General features: G+C 46.8%; 19 protein-coding genes. 16 read left to right on the forward strand and 3 right to left on the reverse strand.

The window, feature by feature from the left end:
* The first annotated feature begins 57 nt into the window (after positions 1 to 57).
* Positions 58 to 696: a hypothetical protein gene (locus tag HYN51_RS16855; protein WP_230514017.1), complete on the forward strand. Its 639-nt coding sequence runs from the start codon at positions 58 to 60 to the stop codon at positions 694 to 696.
* Positions 697 to 975: 279 nt separating this feature from the next.
* Here HYN51_RS16855 and narL read toward each other — a convergent pair whose 3' ends face one another.
* Together narL and narQ are read right to left on the reverse strand one after the other, a co-directional pair.
* Positions 976 to 1,611, reverse strand: coding sequence for a two-component system response regulator NarL (gene narL / locus HYN51_RS04055; protein ID WP_108901670.1), 636 nt, complete (start codon positions 1,609 to 1,611; stop codon positions 976 to 978).
* Positions 1,612 to 1,669: 58 nt separating this feature from the next.
* A complete protein-coding gene (gene narQ, locus HYN51_RS04060) occupies positions 1,670 to 3,361 on the reverse strand; it encodes a nitrate/nitrite two-component system sensor histidine kinase NarQ (protein ID WP_108901671.1) in 1,692 nt (563 codons plus the stop codon).
* A 362-nt stretch (positions 3,362 to 3,723) separates the two neighbouring features.
* Here narQ and napF point away from each other — a divergent pair, with 362 nt between their 5' ends.
* The 7 genes from napF to napC are packed head-to-tail and all read left to right on the forward strand — an operon-like array spanning position 3,724 to position 9,743.
* Positions 3,724 to 4,227, forward strand: coding sequence for a ferredoxin-type protein NapF (gene napF / locus HYN51_RS04065; RefSeq protein WP_108901672.1), 504 nt, complete (start codon positions 3,724 to 3,726; stop codon positions 4,225 to 4,227).
* A complete protein-coding gene (gene napD, locus HYN51_RS04070; RefSeq protein ID WP_108901673.1) occupies positions 4,214 to 4,483 on the forward strand; it encodes a chaperone NapD in 270 nt (89 codons plus the stop codon). Before napF ends, napD begins: the two co-directional genes overlap by 14 nt.
* A complete protein-coding gene (gene napA / locus HYN51_RS04075; protein WP_108901674.1) occupies positions 4,480 to 6,963 on the forward strand; it encodes a nitrate reductase catalytic subunit NapA in 2,484 nt (827 codons plus the stop codon). The genes napD and napA overlap by 4 nt, the downstream gene beginning before the upstream one ends.
* Positions 6,964 to 6,983: 20 nt before the next feature.
* Positions 6,984 to 7,736 carry a ferredoxin-type protein NapG gene (gene napG / locus HYN51_RS04080; protein ID WP_108902154.1) on the forward strand — a complete coding sequence of 251 codons (753 nt, stop codon included), beginning with the start codon at positions 6,984 to 6,986 and terminating at the stop codon, positions 7,734 to 7,736.
* A complete protein-coding gene (locus tag HYN51_RS04085; protein WP_108901675.1) occupies positions 7,736 to 8,686 on the forward strand; it encodes a quinol dehydrogenase ferredoxin subunit NapH in 951 nt (316 codons plus the stop codon). Before napG ends, HYN51_RS04085 begins: the two co-directional genes overlap by 1 nt.
* Positions 8,683 to 9,132: a nitrate reductase cytochrome c-type subunit gene (gene napB, locus HYN51_RS04090; RefSeq protein ID WP_108901676.1), complete on the forward strand. Its 450-nt coding sequence runs from the start codon at positions 8,683 to 8,685 to the stop codon at positions 9,130 to 9,132. The genes HYN51_RS04085 and napB overlap by 4 nt, the downstream gene beginning before the upstream one ends.
* A gap of 11 nt (positions 9,133 to 9,143) precedes the next feature.
* Positions 9,144 to 9,743 (forward strand): cytochrome c-type protein NapC, encoded by a 600-nt coding sequence (napC, locus tag HYN51_RS04095; RefSeq protein ID WP_108901677.1) that lies wholly within the window; start codon positions 9,144 to 9,146, stop codon positions 9,741 to 9,743.
* A gap of 511 nt (positions 9,744 to 10,254) precedes the next feature.
* Here napC and HYN51_RS04100 read toward each other — a convergent pair.
* Positions 10,255 to 10,713, reverse strand: a complete 459-nt coding sequence (locus HYN51_RS04100) for a YaiI/YqxD family protein (RefSeq protein WP_108901678.1) — start codon at positions 10,711 to 10,713, stop codon at positions 10,255 to 10,257.
* Between the two features lie 157 nt (positions 10,714 to 10,870).
* On the opposite strand from HYN51_RS04100, the gene HYN51_RS04105 reads away from it, so the two are divergent.
* From HYN51_RS04105 to cysM, 8 genes are all read left to right on the forward strand, one after another.
* Positions 10,871 to 11,296, forward strand: coding sequence for a GNAT family acetyltransferase (locus HYN51_RS04105; RefSeq protein WP_108901679.1), 426 nt, complete (start codon positions 10,871 to 10,873; stop codon positions 11,294 to 11,296).
* 45 nt (positions 11,297 to 11,341) lie between these two features.
* Positions 11,342 to 11,920, forward strand: coding sequence for an RpoE-regulated lipoprotein (locus HYN51_RS04110; RefSeq protein ID WP_108901680.1), 579 nt, complete (start codon positions 11,342 to 11,344; stop codon positions 11,918 to 11,920).
* Between the two features lie 129 nt (positions 11,921 to 12,049).
* Positions 12,050 to 12,946, forward strand: coding sequence for a Dyp-type peroxidase (locus HYN51_RS04115; RefSeq protein WP_108901681.1), 897 nt, complete (start codon positions 12,050 to 12,052; stop codon positions 12,944 to 12,946).
* Positions 12,947 to 13,164: 218 nt separating this feature from the next.
* A complete protein-coding gene (cysP, locus tag HYN51_RS04120) occupies positions 13,165 to 14,172 on the forward strand; it encodes a thiosulfate ABC transporter substrate-binding protein CysP (RefSeq protein WP_108901682.1) in 1,008 nt (335 codons plus the stop codon).
* Positions 14,172 to 15,008: a sulfate/thiosulfate ABC transporter permease CysT gene (gene cysT / locus HYN51_RS04125; RefSeq protein WP_407936333.1), complete on the forward strand. Its 837-nt coding sequence runs from the start codon at positions 14,172 to 14,174 to the stop codon at positions 15,006 to 15,008. Before cysP ends, cysT begins: the two co-directional genes overlap by 1 nt.
* Positions 15,008 to 15,883, forward strand: coding sequence for a sulfate/thiosulfate ABC transporter permease CysW (gene cysW, locus HYN51_RS04130; protein WP_108901683.1), 876 nt, complete (start codon positions 15,008 to 15,010; stop codon positions 15,881 to 15,883). The genes cysT and cysW overlap by 1 nt, the downstream gene beginning before the upstream one ends.
* Positions 15,873 to 16,967, forward strand: a complete 1,095-nt coding sequence (gene cysA / locus HYN51_RS04135; RefSeq protein ID WP_108901684.1) for a sulfate/thiosulfate ABC transporter ATP-binding protein CysA — start codon at positions 15,873 to 15,875, stop codon at positions 16,965 to 16,967. Before cysW ends, cysA begins: the two co-directional genes overlap by 11 nt.
* 39 nt (positions 16,968 to 17,006) lie before the next feature.
* Positions 17,007 to 17,891: a cysteine synthase CysM gene (cysM, locus tag HYN51_RS04140; protein WP_108901685.1), complete on the forward strand. Its 885-nt coding sequence runs from the start codon at positions 17,007 to 17,009 to the stop codon at positions 17,889 to 17,891.
* Positions 17,892 to 18,012 lie beyond the last annotated feature (121 nt).

Consider the following 18,012-nt stretch of genomic DNA (forward strand, 5'->3'; position numbering starts at 1 on the left):
TTTTGGTCAGTTTTAATTGCCATTCAGTATTTAATAATCAAGAGAATGAACAATTAAATGAAGTATCCAAAAAAACTAAATGAATCAAATGAAAATGCTAGGTTGGCAATGGAAAAAATAAATAAAATTTATCCGGAGAGACGGCGGTTAATTAAGTCATTAGATATAAAAAATGGACTAAGTTTGCCATTCTATATAATGGTGCTGGTTATAAAAAGAATGAATATGATACAAAACTTGAGGGGATATACAATGGATTATAATAAATGCTTTTTTGGGATTCTTGTGTGTTTTTTGTCTTTTCAAAGTTATGCTATTAATCTTGAAGATTATTTCAATTCCTCATACAGTTTTGACAAGGTTTACTTTCTATGTGAAACCGATAAAGGAAAGTTTATTGCATTATATGGAGATGTAAACAATGAAAAGAAACCAGTCTCATTATTTTATTCATATGGATATAAGAATAAAACTGAGATTACTTACCCATCTTTAGATTTAAAAAATAGTCTGAAAGCATTTGAATATAAGTATTATAGTCGTCCGCTTACATCATATTTATTTATTACCTTCAATAATAAAGGATACTCTTATACATTGAAAGATACACAAGAAAATGGAGTTGAGTCAATAAGTCTGGGTGTACGAACTTTGAAAAATGATAAAGAATATAATTTTTGTGTAAAAGTGTTTTAGCTAATAAATTGTATGATATTGTTGATTACTTACCTTGTAATAAGAATAATGATGGTCCGTTTGTATGTTTAGGGGATAAGTAATCCAATAAAATAATTAAGGGAACCTGATCTGTCCTTGAATTAATACCCACCTTGTTTTCAAATCAATTAGCAAAATCGAAACTGAAAACTCAAAGAATATATGACTACGCTCGGAATCTGAAAATACTCATACCTGACTAATAAACCGGACTCCCCACCGAAAGCCCGGTTTTATCACCGCATGAATCCACGATAGTTACTGGCTTTTTCTTTCCAGATACATCACGGTTGCCGCCACGCGTGAACGCACGTTCAGCTTACGCAGCATATTACGGATATGCACTTTTACCGTTTCTTCGGAGATGTGCAAATGAGAGGCGATTTGTTTATTAGACATACCGCGAGCCACTTCTTGCAGAACATCTAGCTCACGTTCAGTTAGCGACTCAAATGGATCGCTCTGATCATCGCGGGTACCAAGGTATTCAAGAATAATGTCGCTAAACACATTCTCACCGTTGGCCGCTTGCAGAATTTTCTTCAATAGCAGTTCAGGTTCGCTGTCTTTTAGCAAATAGCCATCGGCACCGGCATCAATCAGCGCATAGATATCACTGCGGGAATCAGAAACGGTCAGCACGATAATACGGGCCGCAATACCCTCATTACGTAAGGCTTTCAACGTATCCAGACCGGACAGACCTTTCATGTTCAGATCCAGCAGAATCAAGTCAGGTAACAATTGACAGGCATAGGTAACTGCTTCATTGCCGTTGCTGGCTTCTGCAACAATATTGAGTGAAGGTTCCAGTTCAAGCAACTGCCGGACTCCACGTCGCATCAAGGGATGATCGTCTACGATCAAAATATTGCATTGTTCTTGCACTGTCATTACTCCGTTTTTAAAATTATTGAAAGGCGCCGCAAATCTATTTTTAACCTTGCCATTCTTATTGTTGAGGGAAGATGAGACGGACTAATGTCCCACCACCTTTATGCGGCCCAATGGCTAACGTTCCACCTAAACGTGAAGCACGTTCGCTCATAATGTTGAGTCCATAATGTCCTTCAGGCTCATCTAAACTTTTTATCCCAGCTCCATTATCGGTAATGCTAATCATATTATTACCGTCATTCGTAGGCTCACAGTTGATGCTGATAAGACTTGCGTTGGCATGCTTTATGGCATTCAGGACGGCCTCTCGAACAATTTGTAATGCATGAACCTGTTGTTGTGCATTTAATGCCTGTGACGAAAGGGCACAGTGCATTTGAATCGGAACTTCCGTTTGCCCTTGCAACGGAGTGATTAACTGATTTAGCGCTTCGTGTAAGTCAGCTTCCTGAATTGTGAGTCGAAATGTTGCTAATAGTTCCCTTAACTGACGATAGGCACTGGACAGTGCCTGATCGAAATCAGTGATTACACTCATAGCTTGCTCATTATTACTGGGAATAACGCGTTTAAGCAAGGTGAGTTGAATTCTCAAAAAAGAAAGAGACTGTGCCAGCGAGTCATGAAGTTCCCGGGCGATAGTGGCTCGTTCTTCCATAAGTAACACCTGCAAATAACGCTTTTGTGCCCGGTTAAAATAGATCCCTCGACTAAGGATATTACTGACGTTTTCAATTAGCTGAGGGTGAACGGCCGTGTCAGAACATTGCCAACTCAGCTTACCTAGAATTTGTTCATCTTGTTGTAGTGGCAGATGCTGCCATGTGCGGCTTTCATCTTCAGCACCCTCTTCAAGTACCCAGCGGCCTTCGCCGCCGTCTTGAACTTCCAGACGAATCGCTACCAGATTTTCACTGGTACGTACAATATGCAGAACCTGCTCGAAACACTGGCGGTCAACCTGACTAACGCTCAGGGCCTGAAGGCAATCGTATAGCACGCCCAATGAACGATTGGCCTGAGTTAGCTTGACGGTTTTCTCTTCCACTTTTTCTGCCAGCGATTGATACATCTTTTCCAAATCAGATGACATGGAGGTAAAAGCCGTTGCCAATACACCCAATTCATTATGCTGTCCTACATCTAACGGTTGATGGTCAAAACGTCCCGTCTGAATATAGTGGCTGGCGGTAACCATGCGGCTAAGTGGCTCGACGATTTCTCGACGACTGAAGTGAATAACATAAAATACCAGCCCAATAGTGCTCAGTACGCTGATAATACTGATAAAAACCGCTATTTTTAGTTTCAATTCAGAAAAAAGTTGGATGGCAAGCACGAACTCATTAATTTCATTAACGTAATCAGCTAACTGATCGATGTAGATATCACCGTTATTATGCGTTAACTCTTGTTCCAATTCTTGCCAGCGATCCAGTAAGGTTTGGTATTTTTTTTGTATATCTGCTGGAAAGTAAAACTCATTAATTTCTTTTAATGCAGGGGCATTTATCGACAGCGCATACTGTTGGATATGGGGGTTCAGATAGGGGGAGTTAGTGGTCAGATCATAGGCTAGGCGGTAACTCTGCATACGCAAAGAACCCGAAATATTTATTGCCTCGGCGTCCGTGCGGCTGGCTGCTAACGAAATCAAAGCAAGCCCTGTGGAAAGAATCGAAAGGATCACGATTGCGATCAGCATACGGGCTATACTATTGGTTACTGAACGTTTAACAGATGCCATAAATCCCCAAAGCGTTAATTGATTTGTACTTTGTTGTCTGTGTACCAGACAAATTATCAGTTTGCCGCTGTTAATCTGTAGTGGTGATAACCTGCTTTACTATTAGTTTACTGATTATTCTGCGGGGCTTTAACCCAAAAATAACTAAATAGGATGCAGTGTGGGGCAAATATTGGATTAAAAATCCAACGAACGATTGATCTAGCGCAAGCTACCTACCTATTTACCCCTTAAGAGTAATTATATATCTACCTCGCAAGGATTAACTTACTCTGGCCAGAATCTCTAAATAGGTTGTTTTTGGTAATAGAGATGATGTAAGTAATAAATGATGTCCTCCTGAAGGAGTGGAGTAATAAAGCATGTCAATCTTATCCCGGCGAAATCTGTTACGTGGTCAATGGCGAGGCCACGATGTTATTAGGCCGCCGTGGTCGGTAGATGAAGCGTTGTTTATCGATGGCTGTAGCCGTTGCCATGCTTGCGTTGAGGCCTGTGAAACTGGGGTCATTACCGTAAGTGGTAACCAAGGTTTTCCTGAGCTTGATTTTCAACATGCCGAGTGTACGTTTTGCAAACGTTGTGTGGAAGTTTGTCCGGAACCGATATTTCATTCAACTGAAAGTCAGCCTTGGCAGCGTTATGCGGTGATTAATCAAACGTGTCTCACTTATCAGGGGGTGGCCTGCCGAAGTTGTCAGGATGCCTGTGAGCCTTACGCGATTAAGTTCAAATTGCGGTTGGGGGGCATTGCTCAACCGGAGATCGAAAGAGAAAGCTGTACAGGATGTGGGGGCTGTGTCCGAAGCTGTCCGGTTCAGGCAATAACAACCCGTGAGAGTGATAAAGATAATGACGGAAAATAATGACTGGCACGTTTGTAGTTTGATTGTTCAGGTTCGTCCACAGGACATACCTAAAGTAAGTGAAGCGTTGTACGCACTACCAGGAACAGAGATTCCCGGGGTGAATGAAGACGAAGGAAAGTTAATTGTTGTTATGCAGGCGGACAATTCAGATGATCTGTTTGCCCAAATTGAGTCAGCACGAGATATAGCCGGTGTGTTGGCGGTGTCGCTGGTTTATCACCAGCAAGATGAGCAAGGTGAGGATACGCCATGAAACTCAGTCGTCGAGACTTCATGAAAGCAAATGCAGTAGCTGCTGCCGCAGTTGCCGCAGGAATGACTATCCCAACAGTGGCTGTTGCTGCTGAAGGGGAACAATCAATTAAGTGGGATAAAGCTCCGTGCCGCTTCTGCGGTACCGGCTGTAGCGTACTGGTTGGTACGCAAAACGGTCGCGTAGTGGCTTCTCAGGGTGACCCGGATGCACCAGTTAACCGTGGGTTAAACTGTATCAAGGGTTACTTCTTACCTAAGATTATGTATGGAAAAGACCGTTTAACTCAGCCGCTACTGCGGATGAAGAACGGTGAATATGACAAAAATGGTGAATTTACTCCGGTTAGCTGGGATAAAGCCTTCACCGTTATGAGTGAAAAATATAAGAAAGCCTTTAAAGATCAAGGGCCGAACGGTGGCGGTATGTTTGCTTCCGGTCAGTTCACTATTTGGGAAGGTTACGCCGCAGCTAAACTGTTTAAAGCGGGTTTCCGTTCTAACAATATTGACCCAAATGCCCGTCACTGTATGGCTAGCGCTGTAGTTGGTTTTATGCGTACTTTCGGTATGGATGAACCAATGGGCTGTTACGATGACATTGAGCATGCCGATGCCTTCGTACTGTGGGGCTCCAATATGGCAGAAATGCACCCGATCCTGTGGTCGCGCATTACTGACCGTCGTCTGTCTAATCCAAATGTTAAAGTTGCGGTCATGTCGACTTATGAAAACCGCAGCTTTGAATTAGCCGATAATCCAATTATCTTTAAACCGCAAACGGACCTGGTTATCCTGAACTATATTGCTAACTACATTATTCAGAATAATGCGGTTAATCAGGACTTCCTAGACAAACACGTGAACATTCGACGTGGTGATACCGATATCGGCTACGGTTTACGTCCAAATCATCCGTTGGAAAAAGCAGCTAAAAACCCAAACAGCGACAAATCAACCCCAATGACTTTCGACGAATATAAAGCGTTCGTTGCAGAGTACACATTGGAGAAAACCGTTGAAATGACCGGCGTACCAAAAGATTCGTTGGTTGAGCTGGCGAAGTTATATGCCGATCCAAATGTAAAAGTGGTTTCTTACTGGACCATGGGTTTCAACCAACACACCCGTGGTGTATGGGCCAATAACCTGTGTTACAACATTCACCTGTTAACCGGAAAGATCTCCACGCCTGGCTGTGGTCCATTCTCGTTGACTGGTCAGCCGTCTGCCTGTGGTACCGCTCGCGAAGTGGGTACTTTCGCACACCGCCTGCCTGCGGACATGGTGGTGACCAATGAAGAACACCGCAAAATTTCTGAACAGAAGTGGAAATTGCCGGAAGGTACCATTCTGGGTTCTATCGGCCTGCATGCTGTAGCTCAAGACCGTGCGCTGAAAGACGGTAAGCTGAATGCTTACTGGACGCTGTGTACTAACAATATGCAAGCTGGTCCAAATATCAATGAAGACCGTATGCCGGGCTGGCGCGATCCGCGTAACTTCGTGGTGGTATCCGATCCTTACCCAACCATTAGTGCGCTGGCCGCAGACCTGATTCTGCCTACGGCAATGTGGGTGGAAAAAGAAGGGGCTTACGGTAATGCTGAACGCCGTAGTCAATTCTGGCGTCAACAAGTTAAAGCTCCAGGTGAGGCAAAATCTGACCTGTGGCAAATCGTTGAGTTTTCCAAGTACTTCAAAACAGATGAAGTCTGGCCTGCTGAACTGTTAGATAAGAATCCGGAATATCGCGGTAAAACGCTGTATGAGATTCTTTTTGCTAACGGTCAGGTTAATAAGTTTAAGCTGGATGAACTGGCGGAAGGTCAATTAAACGACGAATCCCATGACTTTGGTTTCTATCTACAAAAAGGGCTGTTTGAAGAGTATGCCGCTTTTGGTCGCGGTCATGCTCACGATCTGGCTAATTTTGATGATTACCACAAAGCTCGCGGTCTGCGCTGGCCGGTTGTTGATGGTAAAGAGACCCTGTGGCGTTACCGCGAAGGTTATGACCCGTATGTTAAGGCGGGTGAAGGCGTCAAATTCTACGGTAAGCCAGATGGTAAAGCGGTTATTTTTGCTCTGCCTTATGAACCACCGGCAGAAAGCCCAGATGCAGAATATGACCTGTGGCTGTCAACGGGTCGTGTGCTAGAACATTGGCATACGGGTTCAATGACGCGTCGCGTACCGGAATTGCACCGTTCTTTCCCTGAGTCAGTACTGTTTATTCATCCACAAGATGCTCAGAAACGTGGCATGCGTCGTGGCGATAAAGTGAAGATTCAGTCACGTCGTGGTGAAGTCATCTCTATTGTGGAAACTCGCGGCCGTAACCGAGTGCCAGAAGGGCTGGTGTATATGGCGTTCTTTGACGCAGCACAGTTAGTTAACGTATTGACATTGGATGCAACCGATCCACTGTCAAAAGAAACTGACTACAAAAAATGTGCGGTTAAAGTCGTTAAAGCATAAGGAAAACAGAGCGCACGATGATGGCTAATGAAAGGGATAAAGGACCCGCACGTCGCCGCTTTTTACGCGACGTAGCGCGCAGCGCAGGCGGTTTGGCCGGGCTGACGCTGCTGCTGGGTATTCCACAGAAACAGTCTCAGGCACGTGAGGGGGTCGCTCTGCGTCCACCTGGCGCGTTGCCTGAGGAGGCGTTTAATCGCGCCTGTATCCGCTGTGGGCAATGCGTACAGGGCTGTCCTTACGATACGTTAAAGCTGGCAACTCTGTTGTCACCGGTATCAACGGGCACTCCGTATTTTGTCGCTCGCCAGATTCCCTGTGAAATGTGTGATGATATTCCTTGCGTTAAAGCCTGTCCGAGCGGCGCTCTCGATTCTTCTCTGACAGATATTGATCATTCCCGTATGGGACTAGCGGTATTGCTTGACCATGAAAACTGCCTGAATTGGCAGGGTTTACGCTGCGACGTTTGCCATCGCGTATGTCCGTTGATTAATAAAGCGATTACGTTGGAATTACATCGTAATGAGCGAACCAATAAACACGCGATGTTTTTACCCACAGTGCACAGTGAATACTGTACCGGCTGTGGTAAATGCGAAGAGGCTTGTGTACTGGAGGAAGCCGCAATTAAGGTGCTTCCTCTGTCACTGGCGCAGGGCAAACTGGGTAAACACTATCGGCTGGGATGGGTAGAGAAAGATAAGGCGGGGCATTCATTAATCCCTGAGACTCTGACTCTGCCAACCCGTAAACCGGAAGGGGGGCAATAATGGCAAATGCAGCTAAAAACGCAGGCCATGAGGCGCTCGTGAAGTATGGCTGGTGGTATAGTCACCGCTTTCTGGTTTTGCGTCGTATTAGTCAATTGCTTATTCTGGCGATGTATCTGACCGGGCCGTTGCTTGGCGTCTGGATTCTACGTGGTAATTACAGCGGCAGTATGCTCTTGGGTGTGATTCCGCTTAGCGATCCATTAATGATGCTGCAAACGCTGGTCAGCGGTCATGTACCTCAGGTGCCAGCGCAATCTGGCTGGGCTGCATGGTCTGAATGGTATGCCCTAATAGGTGGCATAATCATTGCGCTGGCCTACGCGCTGTTTGCCAGTCGGCTGTTTTGTGGTTGGGTTTGTCCGTTAGGATTGGTCACCGATTTCGCTGCTTGGTTAAGGCGTAAGCTGGGGTTGCGCAGTAGCGCAACGATTCCGGCGACGCTGCGCTACGGCATTTTGGTGGCCATTATCATCGGCAGTGCTATTACTGGCACGCTGGTGTGGGAATGGGTAAACCCAGTATCCGCATTGGGTCGGGGGTTAATCAGTGGGTTCGGCCACTCAGCATCATCTGGTGTTATTACCGGTTTGATCTTCGGTTTTGGTGCCAGCATATGGCTGATTGTGGTGGTATTCCTGTTTGACCTGTTGGTGGTGGAGCATGGCTGGTGTGGTCACTTATGCCCTGTTGGTGCTCTTTACGGCGTGATTGGCTGTAAAGGTGTACTGCGCATCAGCGCGGAAAATCGTCAGGACTGTACCCGTTGCATGGATTGTATTCATATCTGCCCGGAACCGCAGGTGCTGCGAGGCCCCCTGTTTGGTAAACAGGAGAGCCCATTAGTGCTGAGCAAAGAATGCATCTCCTGCGGTCGCTGTATTGATGTCTGTTCAGAGAAAGTATTTCAAATAAAAACACGATTCCATCGTTCGGGAGTAGAGGAATGAAGAGTAACGTCTTGAAAAAGCAGCTTACTTTATGGACTATGCTGGTAGCATTAGTTTCCGGTAGTGTAGCGTTTGCTGCCGATAGCGTTGATTTGAGCCAGTCACCGGAAGTATCTGGTACCGCTGAAGGCTCAATTGTTATGCCTAAAGAACAATCTCGTATGGCGCTCGATTATGTAAACCAACCTCCGATGATTCCACACAGCGTGGAAGGCTATCAGGTGACAGCTAAAGTGAATACCTGTCTGAAGTGTCACGGGGTACAAAGCTATCGTACCACCGGCGCACCGCGTATCAGCCCAACTCACTTTGTTGATAGTGAAGGTCATGTCAGCAGTAACGTGGCACCGCGCCGCTACTTCTGCCAGTCTTGTCACGTGCCTCAGGCTGATGCTGCACCAATCATTGGTAATACGTTCACACCGGCACCGGGATATGGTAAGTAATCGGGGGATTCATGAGTAAAGATAAAAAACCAGGTGTAATTCGCCGGGCATGGACTTGGTTCCGAACCCCCAGTCGTCTGGCGATCGGTACCTTGTTGGTAATGGGCTTTGTGGCGGGAATCATCTTTTGGGGCGGTTTCAATACCGGCATGGAAGTCATGAACAGCGAAAAGTTCTGTATCAGCTGCCATGAGATGCGCGATAACGTCTATCAGGAGTATATGGATACGGTGCACTACACTAACCGAACTGGCGTGCGCGCCATTTGTTCGGATTGCCATGTGCCGAAAGAGTTTATTCCTAAGATGATCCGTAAGATTCAGGCATCAAAAGAGCTGTATAGTAAAGCGATGGGCGTTATCGATACTAAACAGAAGTTTGATGAGCATCGCTTGGCAATGGCGAAGAATGAGTGGGCACGGATGAAAGGTAACAACTCTCAAGAGTGCCGTAACTGCCATAGCTTTGATTACATGGACTTTACCGAGCAGAAAACTGTAGCCGGGAAGATGCACTCTATGGCGATTAAAGAGGGTAAAACCTGTATTGATTGTCATAAGGGGATTGCGCATAAGCTTCCGGATATGACGGGGATCCCGAACGGGTTCTAATGCTGAGATTATGGTTGACGAGATTGCTTTAGTCGGCTGCTTAGGGTATTCCGGCCGTAATGATAGGGTGCTTATATAAGCGCTTTACCCGGCCGGGAGGGTATCTGCACTTAGCATCAGAGTGCGTCGGGCCTAGATTCCCTAGGGGCGCTTCGTTGGCTTACGCCAAGTCGACCCCAACGGGAATCTCTCCCTCCGTTTGAGTTTCTTAATATTAAAAACCCGCAAACATAGTTTGCGGGTTTTTCTATTTCGGTTATTTAAACAACAAAATCTATAAATATATACTTCCAGACTTTGACTGGGGATAGCGTTAAGTAGCCAATCGCCGGGAGAGGGCGCTGTTGGGGTCGACTTGGCGTAAGCCAACGAAGTGCCCCTAAGCGGCCTAGGCCCGGCGCACACGGTAGCTAAGTATGGCGGTTCTCCCGACCTATTCGGTGCTCATTAAAGCACACGGCTTTTACGGTCGGAATATTCACTGATGTTGATTAATTTGGTTTGTCAGCGATCAACATTTCTGCTGCTTAAACATCAACAACCATTTATCCAATTCATTGGCGAACTGTTGGCGATCGCGTTGGTTCAGGGTGCTGGGGCCTCCGGTTTGGATGCCGCTGGAGCGCATGGTGTCCATAAAGTCGCGCATGGTGAGCTTTTCACGGATGGTGGCTGGCGAGTAGCGTTCACCTCTGGGATTGATGGCGGCACCACCCTTCTCCAACACTTCGGCAGCCAGTGGAATATCGGCGGTGATCACTAAATCACCGGGTTCGGTGCGTTTAACGATTTCGTTATCTGCTACGTCAAAGCCTGATGCAACCTGCATACTGCGGATATAAGGGGAAGGTGGCGTTTTGATGAATTGATTGGCTACCAAGGTGACCATGACGTGCGCGCGATCCGCGGCGCGAAATAGCACTTCTTTTATCACATTGGGGCAGGCATCGGCATCGACCCAGATTTGCATAGTTGATCCTTATCGCTCTGATGTCATCATCAGGAAAATTGAGTGAAGATTCAGTACTTAATTTAAGCAATGAACCGGTGAATCTTCACTTATCTGTTGCACTTAACGCTAAACTTACCATAATCGTGCACTATAACAGGGTTAAACGGTGAAGATGATGGAAATCCGTATCTATAAACAAGATGACTTTGAAGATGTTGTGACGCTGTGGGAACGCTGCGATTTGCTACGCCCGTGGAACGATCCTGAAACTGATATTGAACGTAAACAGAATAACGATCCTGAACTGTTCTTGGTTGCGGAGGTCGGAGGTGAGGTAGTTGGTTCTATTATGGGCGGATATGATGGTCATCGTGGCTCCGCTTATTATCTTGGTGTACACCCTGACTATCGTGGCCGAGGCATTGCCAATGCCCTTATCAGCCGTTTGGAAAAAAAGTTGATAGCGCGTGGGTGCCCGAAATTACAGCTCTTATTGCGTGACGATAACGATGCCGTTATTGGTATGTATGAGAAACTGGGTTATGAAATCCTGGATACGGTGTGCATTGGTAAACGTCTGATTGAGGATCAGGAGTATTGAGACGTTGTATGATGCCCTGATTTTATTCACTTAATAGGATAATAGATGAATATACGTATTGTTTTACTGTTGGTTCCTTTTTTAATTACAGGGTGTTCAACAGTCAGTAACTTTTCCTGGTCTAAGCTATCGCCAACGAATTGGTTTGGCAGTGCTCTGGAGTTAAATAATGCAGGATTAGGAGCGATTTCCTCTATGACTCCGATGGAAGATAACGCGCTGAATCAAACGTTGAATGGTGATTACCGCTTGCGTAAAGGGATGGGGATGAGTGCCGGTCAGATGACCAGCTACTATGAGGCGCTGGACGGCGATAAAGTGATATTGGTTTTCCATGGCAATCCATCAAACCGGGTTGAGCGCATTGAAGTGATGGATAAGTCTATTGAGACACCAAAAGGCTCTCATGTCGGGACGCCATTCAGCGATCTGTATCAGAAAGCATTTGATGTTTGCCGAGTGGGTACCGGAGATGATAGCGGCAAAGTGCTTTGTCGTTCACCGGAAAGTACTCGCATCACTTATGTGTTTAGCGGCGAGTGGATGGGGCCATCAGAGATTATGCCTTCAGATGATAAGTTAAAAGTCTGGACTATCAGTAAAATGGTATGGCAATCAAAGTAGTAGATTAAATCTTTATTCAGATTTGAGCTAGCGCATGATAGCGCCGTCTGATTTAGTTATTATAGACCGATGCTTAATTAAAGCGGTGCCTGTAAACAGCACCGCTTTTCATTGATATGAGGATGAGTCATGGCTCAGGTTCAGAGCGGTATTTTGCCGGAACACTGTCGTTTTGGTATTTTTATTGAAGCTAAGGTTGGCGAGGATTTAGAACAGATCCGTACCGGCTGCAAAACGTTTGTTAACACATTGACCGAACTGCAACAAAAATTTCCTGACGCTGCATTAGGTGCTGTCATCTCCTTCGGCTCCAATCTGTGGAAGACCTTGTCTGATGGTCGTGGCGCGAGTGAGCTTAAGCCATTTACTCCGTTGGGTAATGGATTAGCACCCGCGACTCAGCGCGACATACTGATTCATATTCTATCTCAGCGCCACGATGTTAATTTCACTCTGGTTCAGGCAGCATTAAAAGCCTTTGGTAAAGCCATTACCGTGGAAGAAGAAACTCACGGTTTCCGCTGGACAGAAGAGCGCGATTTAAGCGGCTTTATCGATGGTACAGAAAACCCAGCAGGGGAGGCGCGTCCCGGTGTAGGTATTATTCCTGAAGGGGAAGATGCCGGTGGTAGCTATGTCATGGTACAGCGTTATGTCCATAATCTTGATGTCTGGAACGATATGCCGGTGAAGGCACAAGAAAATGCGATGGGTCGGACCAAAGTGGATAACGAAGAGTTACCATCCGACAAGCGCCAACCAACATCTCATTTGGGGCGGGTTGACCTGAAAGAAGATGGCAAAGGGCTGAAAATTATTCGCCAGAGCCTGCCGTACGGGACTGCTAGCGGTGAACATGGTCTGTTCTTTATCGCTTATTGTGCACATTTGCACAATATTGAGCAGCAACTGCTGAGTATGTTTGGTGAACGTGATGGTAAAACCGATCAACTGTTAAGATTCAGCAAACCGGTAACCGGCAGCTATTTCTTCGCACCATCGTTAGATAAGTTACTCTCTTTATAATTTGAATCAGAACAGGGCGGAGGTAATCCGCGCTGTTCGATTGTTTTTTCTGATAAATTCCCTTCTGTTATTTCCTTCATGCCAACGTCCATATTGCATATTCTTTTTCGCTCTTAATCAGTGCGAAACGGTATATGAAAATGTTATAAAAAAGTGAATTCAGCCCATACACTATGACTTATCAAAGCATCATTTTTAGCGATAAGTGAGAGGGTAAAATGAAAAAATTAGGGCTGAAAAGCTGGGTTATCGCAACGATGATTGCGACCTCTTCTGTCTCTGCTGCGGAGCTGCTGAATAGCTCCTATGATATTTCTCGTGAGCTGTTTGCTGAAATTAATCCGGTATTCGAAAAAGCATGGAAGCAAAAAACTGGCGAAGAGTTAACGATCAAACAATCTCATGCGGGTTCATCAAAGCAAGCGCTAGCGATTTTACAGGGCTTGAAAGCCGACGTGGTCACTTACAATCAGGTGACTGATGTACAGATTCTTCATGATAAAGGCAATCTGATCCCAGCCAACTGGCAAAGCCGTCTGGCAAATAACAGCTCCCCTTATTATTCCACTATGGCGTTTCTGGTACGCAAAGGAAACCCGAAAAAGATTCACGGTTGGAACGATCTGGTTCGAGATGACGTGAAGCTGGTTTTCCCTAATCCTAAAACTTCTGGTAACGGTCGCTATACCTATCTGGCAGCCTGGGGAGCCACTAATCTGGCAGATGGTGGTAATGAACAGAAAACTCGTGAATGGATGACCCGCTTGCTGAAAAACGTGGCGGTGTTTGATGTGGGCGGACGCGGCGCTACGACCTCATTTGTTGAGCGCGGATTGGGTGATGTGCTGATTAGTTTTGAATCTGAAGTGAAGAACATTCAGAAGCAGTACGGTGCCGATAATTACGATGTGGTGGTTCCTGACGTCGACATTCTGGCGGAGTTTCCTGTGGCATGGGTCGATCGTAACGTTGAACGTAACGGTACGGAAAAGCAGGCTAAAGCCTATTTGGATTTCCTCTATTCCCCGGAAGCCCAGCAAATCTTTACTCGTTACAACTATCGCGTCTATGACAAAGCGGCGATGGATGCGGTGAAGGATCAATTCCCACAGGTAAAACTGTTTAAAGTGGAAGATCAGTTTGGTCGCTGGGAGCAGGTAATGAAAGTCCATTTCAATACCGATGGTGTCTTAGACCAACTGCTGGCTGCGGGGCATAAAAGCTAATGTTGTTCTCTATACCTGCTAAGCGTGTATTACCGGGTTTCTCCCTGAGTTTAGGGAGCAGCCTGTTATTTACCTGCTTAATTCTGCTGTTGCCCATGAGCGCATTAGTTATGCAGCTCGCCAAGATGAGCTGGCATGAATACTGGCAGGTAGTCACCCATCCACAGGTGGTAGCGGCTTATGAGGTCACATTAGCCGCTGCCGCAGTAGCCAGCATCTTCAATGCGGCCTTCGGCATGCTGATGGCATGGGTTTTAACCCGTTATCGCTTTCCAGGCCGGACGCTGTTGGATGGCCTGATGGATTTACCCTTTGCTCTGCCAACGGCGGTTGCAGGCTTAACGTTGGCCAGCCTGTTTTCAACCACCGGCTGGTACGGTACCTGGTTGGCGGAACTGGGAATTAAAGTTTCGTTTACCTGGTTAGGTATTGCTGTTGCTATGGCATTTACCAGTATTCCTTTTGTGGTGAGAACCGTTCAACCGGTATTGGAAGAGCTGGGGCCTGAGTATGAAGAAGCCGCCGAAACGCTGGGAGCCAGCCGCTGGCAAAGTTTTCGTCGGGTCGTTTTACCCGAAGTCGCTCCAGCACTCATGACTGGCACGGTGCTTTCGTTTACTCGCAGTTTGGGGGAGTTTGGTGCAGTGATTTTTATTGCCGGCAATATTGCTTGGAAGACGGAAGTGACTTCGCTGATGATATTTATTCGCCTGCAGGAGTTTAACTATGCGGCGGCTAGCGCCATCGCTTCTGTGATTCTGGCGGCTTCTCTGGTGCTGTTATTTATTGCTAACGTTTTGCAGAGCCGCTATGGCAAACGCGTTGGAGGCCACTAATGACAGACTTCACTGTCCAACAGACATTGAGCTTTCGCCAGATTAACTGGGGTAAGTGGGCGCTTATTATCACTGGTGTGGTGATTTCGTTATTGCTGTTAGTGATACCGATGGTGGCTATTTTTGTCACTGCATTTTCTGCCGGACTTGAAGCGCTATGGAATAACCTGAGCGATTCAGACATGCTGCACGCGGTTTGGTTGACTGTCCTTATTGCGCTAATTACGGTACCGGTGAATCTGGTTTTCGGTACTTTGCTGGCGTGGTTGGTTACGCGTTTTGAGTTTCGTGGCCGCCAGCTTCTGCTGACATTGATTGATATTCCTTTTGCCGTATCGCCAGTGGTGGCGGGACTACTGTATTTGTTGTTTTATGGTTCAAACGGTGTGGTTGGCGGCTGGTTGGAATCACACAATATTCAACTGATGTTTTCGTGGCAGGGTATGGCTCTGGTCACTATTTTTGTCACCTGTCCGTTTGTGGTGCGTGAACTGGTACCCGTAATGATGAGTCAGGGTAGTCAAGAAGATGAAGCCGCTGTACTGCTTGGCGCTTCCGGCTGGCAAATGTTTCGACGCGTCACGCTACCCAATATTCGCTGGGCGCTGCTGTACGGTGTGGTATTGACCAACGCCCGGGCGATTGGTGAGTTTGGTGCGGTTTCGGTGGTGTCAGGTTCCATTCGGGGCGAGACCTATACCTTACCGCTACAGGTTGAGCTACTTCATCAGGATTATAATACGGCTGCCGCTTTTACTGCTGCTGGTCTGCTAACCCTGATGGCGATTGTTACCTTGTTCTTAAAAAGTACCCTGCAATGGCGTATTGCCCGTCAGAAAAAGCAAGACACTCAGGAGATAAATCATGAGCATTGAGATTAAAGGTATTAATAAATACTTTGACCAAACCAGAGTCTTGCAGGACATCTCTCTGGATATCCATTCCGGTGAAATGCTGGCGCTGCTGGGGCCATCTGGCTCAGGAAAAACGACGCTGTTGAGAATTATTGCCGGGCTGGAGTATCAAAGCTCCGGTCTGTTAAGTTTTAATGGTAAAGATGTGAGCCGCCTTCATGCTCGGGATCGTCAGGTCGGTTTTGTATTCCAGCACTATGCGTTATTCCGCCATATGACGGTGTTTGATAATGTCGCCTTTGGCTTGACGGTGCTGCCTCGCCGTGAACGCCCAACGGCAGCGGTAATTAAACAAAAGGTTGAAGGGCTGCTGGAAATGGTACAACTGAGCCATCTGGCAAATCGCTTCCCTTCCCAATTATCCGGGGGGCAGCGTCAACGGGTGGCATTGGCGCGTGCGCTGGCGGTAGATCCACAAATCTTATTACTGGATGAACCCTTTGGTGCGTTAGATGCTCAGGTTCGTAAAGAGCTGCGTACTTGGCTGCGTCAGTTGCATGAAGAGCTAAAATTTACCAGTGTATTTGTGACTCATGACCAAGAAGAAGCGATGGAAATTGCCGATCGCGTGGTGGTAATGAGCCAAGGGCATGTTGAGCAGGTTGGTACACCTGAAGCGGTGATGCGCGAACCGGAAAGTCGCTTTGTGCTGGAGTTTCTTGGGGAAGTTAACCAGATTAAGGCGGAAATTAAAGGTCATCGTTTGCTGGTGGGATCGCATCACTGGCCGTTGGACGTATCGCCAATACATCAGGGGGCGGTGGAGCTTTATTTACGCCCGTGGGAAGTAGAGCTAAGTGCACAACCGACATCTCGTTGTGTATTGCCGGTACAGGTGATGGACAGCATACCAAAAGGCCATTACTGGCAGCTCACATTGCAACCGTCAGGCTGGCAACAAGCGCCACTTAGCGTTACCTTTAGTCATGAACATGGCGCACCACCACAAAAAGGCGAGCGCTACTATATCGGAGGAGAGCGGGCGCGTCTGTATGCCGGGGATAAGTTGTTGTTGCAAAGCTATCCCTACGCAAAAAGCGCCTGAGGCCTCTATGTGAATAGCCATCTGCATCCGGAAAAGCACGTGTCAACTTTAGAAGACTATATTGGAAATACGCCGCTGGTAAGACTACAGCGGCTGGCGGAAGGACTGGAAAGTGAGGTTTGGGTTAAGCTGGAAGGCAATAACCCGGCAGGATCGGTGAAAGACCGCGCTGCTCTATCAATGATCCAGCGAGCTGAACAGCGGGGTGAAATTCACCCGGGCGATCGACTGATTGAAGCCACCAGTGGTAATACCGGTATCGCTTTGGCGATGATTGCTGCACTGAAGGGGTACTCTCTGCGTTTGATTATGCCGGACAATATGAGTCGTGAACGTCAGGCTTCTATGCGTGCTTATGGGGCGGAGTTAATTCTGGTAAGCCGTGAGCAAGGTATGGAAGGTGCCCGGGATCTGGCGCAACAGATGGCCACAGAGGGGCAGGGGAAGATTCTCGATCAGTTCAATAATGATGATAATCCTTACGCGCACTTCACCACGACGGGCCCAGAAATCTGGCGGCAAACTTCAGGTCAGGTTAGCCACTTTGTTTCCAGTATGGGAACTACCGGAACTATCACCGGCGTTAGCCGTTATCTGAAATCGCAAAGTTCATCTGTTCAAATAATTGGTTTGCAGCCTGCCGAGGGCAGCAGCATTCCGGGTATTCGCCGTTGGTCTCCCGGATATCTGCCGGGTATCTTTCGCCCTGAACTGGTAGATACCATTATGGATATCAGTCAGGTTGAGGCGGAATTTACCATGAAGCAGTTGGCTATCCGTGAAGGTATTTTTTGCGGAGTCAGTTCCGGCGGTGCGGTCGCGGGAGCATTACGTATTGCTGCCCAGAATAAAGGAGCGATGATTGTGACGGTTATCTGCGATCGTGGGGATCGCTATTTGTCTACTGGGGTATTTGATGAATAGTATTGGATACTACTGATGGTGAATGCCTGTAGTCGTTGTGAGCTGGTTATAAACTTAATAAATCAGCACCTGCAAATATTCCGACCGTAAAAACAATGTGCTTATATCTGCATCGAATGCG

Source organism: Limnobaculum parvum, from assembly GCF_003096015.2.
Lineage (GTDB): Bacteria > Pseudomonadota > Gammaproteobacteria > Enterobacterales > Enterobacteriaceae > Limnobaculum > Limnobaculum parvum.

What these genes read in the sequence shown, in the direction of transcription:
- HYN51_RS16855 (WP_230514017.1), top strand. Translation starts at nt 58, where the DNA reads ATGAAGTATCCAAAAAAACTAAATGAATCAAATGAAAATGCTAGGTTG.
- narL (WP_108901670.1), bottom strand. Translation starts at nt 1,611, where the DNA reads ATGACAGTGCAAGAACAATGCAATATTTTGATCGTAGACGATCATCCC.
- narQ (WP_108901671.1), bottom strand. Translation starts at nt 3,361, where the DNA reads ATGGCATCTGTTAAACGTTCAGTAACCAATAGTATAGCCCGTATGCTG.
- napF (WP_108901672.1), top strand. Translation starts at nt 3,724, where the DNA reads ATGTCAATCTTATCCCGGCGAAATCTGTTACGTGGTCAATGGCGAGGC.
- napD (WP_108901673.1), top strand. Translation starts at nt 4,214, where the DNA reads ATGACGGAAAATAATGACTGGCACGTTTGTAGTTTGATTGTTCAGGTT.
- napA (WP_108901674.1), top strand. Translation starts at nt 4,480, where the DNA reads ATGAAACTCAGTCGTCGAGACTTCATGAAAGCAAATGCAGTAGCTGCT.
- napG (WP_108902154.1), top strand. Translation starts at nt 6,984, where the DNA reads ATGGCTAATGAAAGGGATAAAGGACCCGCACGTCGCCGCTTTTTACGC.
- HYN51_RS04085 (WP_108901675.1), top strand. Translation starts at nt 7,736, where the DNA reads ATGGCAAATGCAGCTAAAAACGCAGGCCATGAGGCGCTCGTGAAGTAT.
- napB (WP_108901676.1), top strand. Translation starts at nt 8,683, where the DNA reads ATGAAGAGTAACGTCTTGAAAAAGCAGCTTACTTTATGGACTATGCTG.
- napC (WP_108901677.1), top strand. Translation starts at nt 9,144, where the DNA reads ATGAGTAAAGATAAAAAACCAGGTGTAATTCGCCGGGCATGGACTTGG.
- HYN51_RS04100 (WP_108901678.1), bottom strand. Translation starts at nt 10,713, where the DNA reads ATGCAAATCTGGGTCGATGCCGATGCCTGCCCCAATGTGATAAAAGAA.
- HYN51_RS04105 (WP_108901679.1), top strand. Translation starts at nt 10,871, where the DNA reads ATGGAAATCCGTATCTATAAACAAGATGACTTTGAAGATGTTGTGACG.
- HYN51_RS04110 (WP_108901680.1), top strand. Translation starts at nt 11,342, where the DNA reads ATGAATATACGTATTGTTTTACTGTTGGTTCCTTTTTTAATTACAGGG.
- HYN51_RS04115 (WP_108901681.1), top strand. Translation starts at nt 12,050, where the DNA reads ATGGCTCAGGTTCAGAGCGGTATTTTGCCGGAACACTGTCGTTTTGGT.
- cysP (WP_108901682.1), top strand. Translation starts at nt 13,165, where the DNA reads ATGAAAAAATTAGGGCTGAAAAGCTGGGTTATCGCAACGATGATTGCG.
- cysT (WP_407936333.1), top strand. Translation starts at nt 14,172, where the DNA reads ATGTTGTTCTCTATACCTGCTAAGCGTGTATTACCGGGTTTCTCCCTG.
- cysW (WP_108901683.1), top strand. Translation starts at nt 15,008, where the DNA reads ATGACAGACTTCACTGTCCAACAGACATTGAGCTTTCGCCAGATTAAC.
- cysA (WP_108901684.1), top strand. Translation starts at nt 15,873, where the DNA reads ATGAGCATTGAGATTAAAGGTATTAATAAATACTTTGACCAAACCAGA.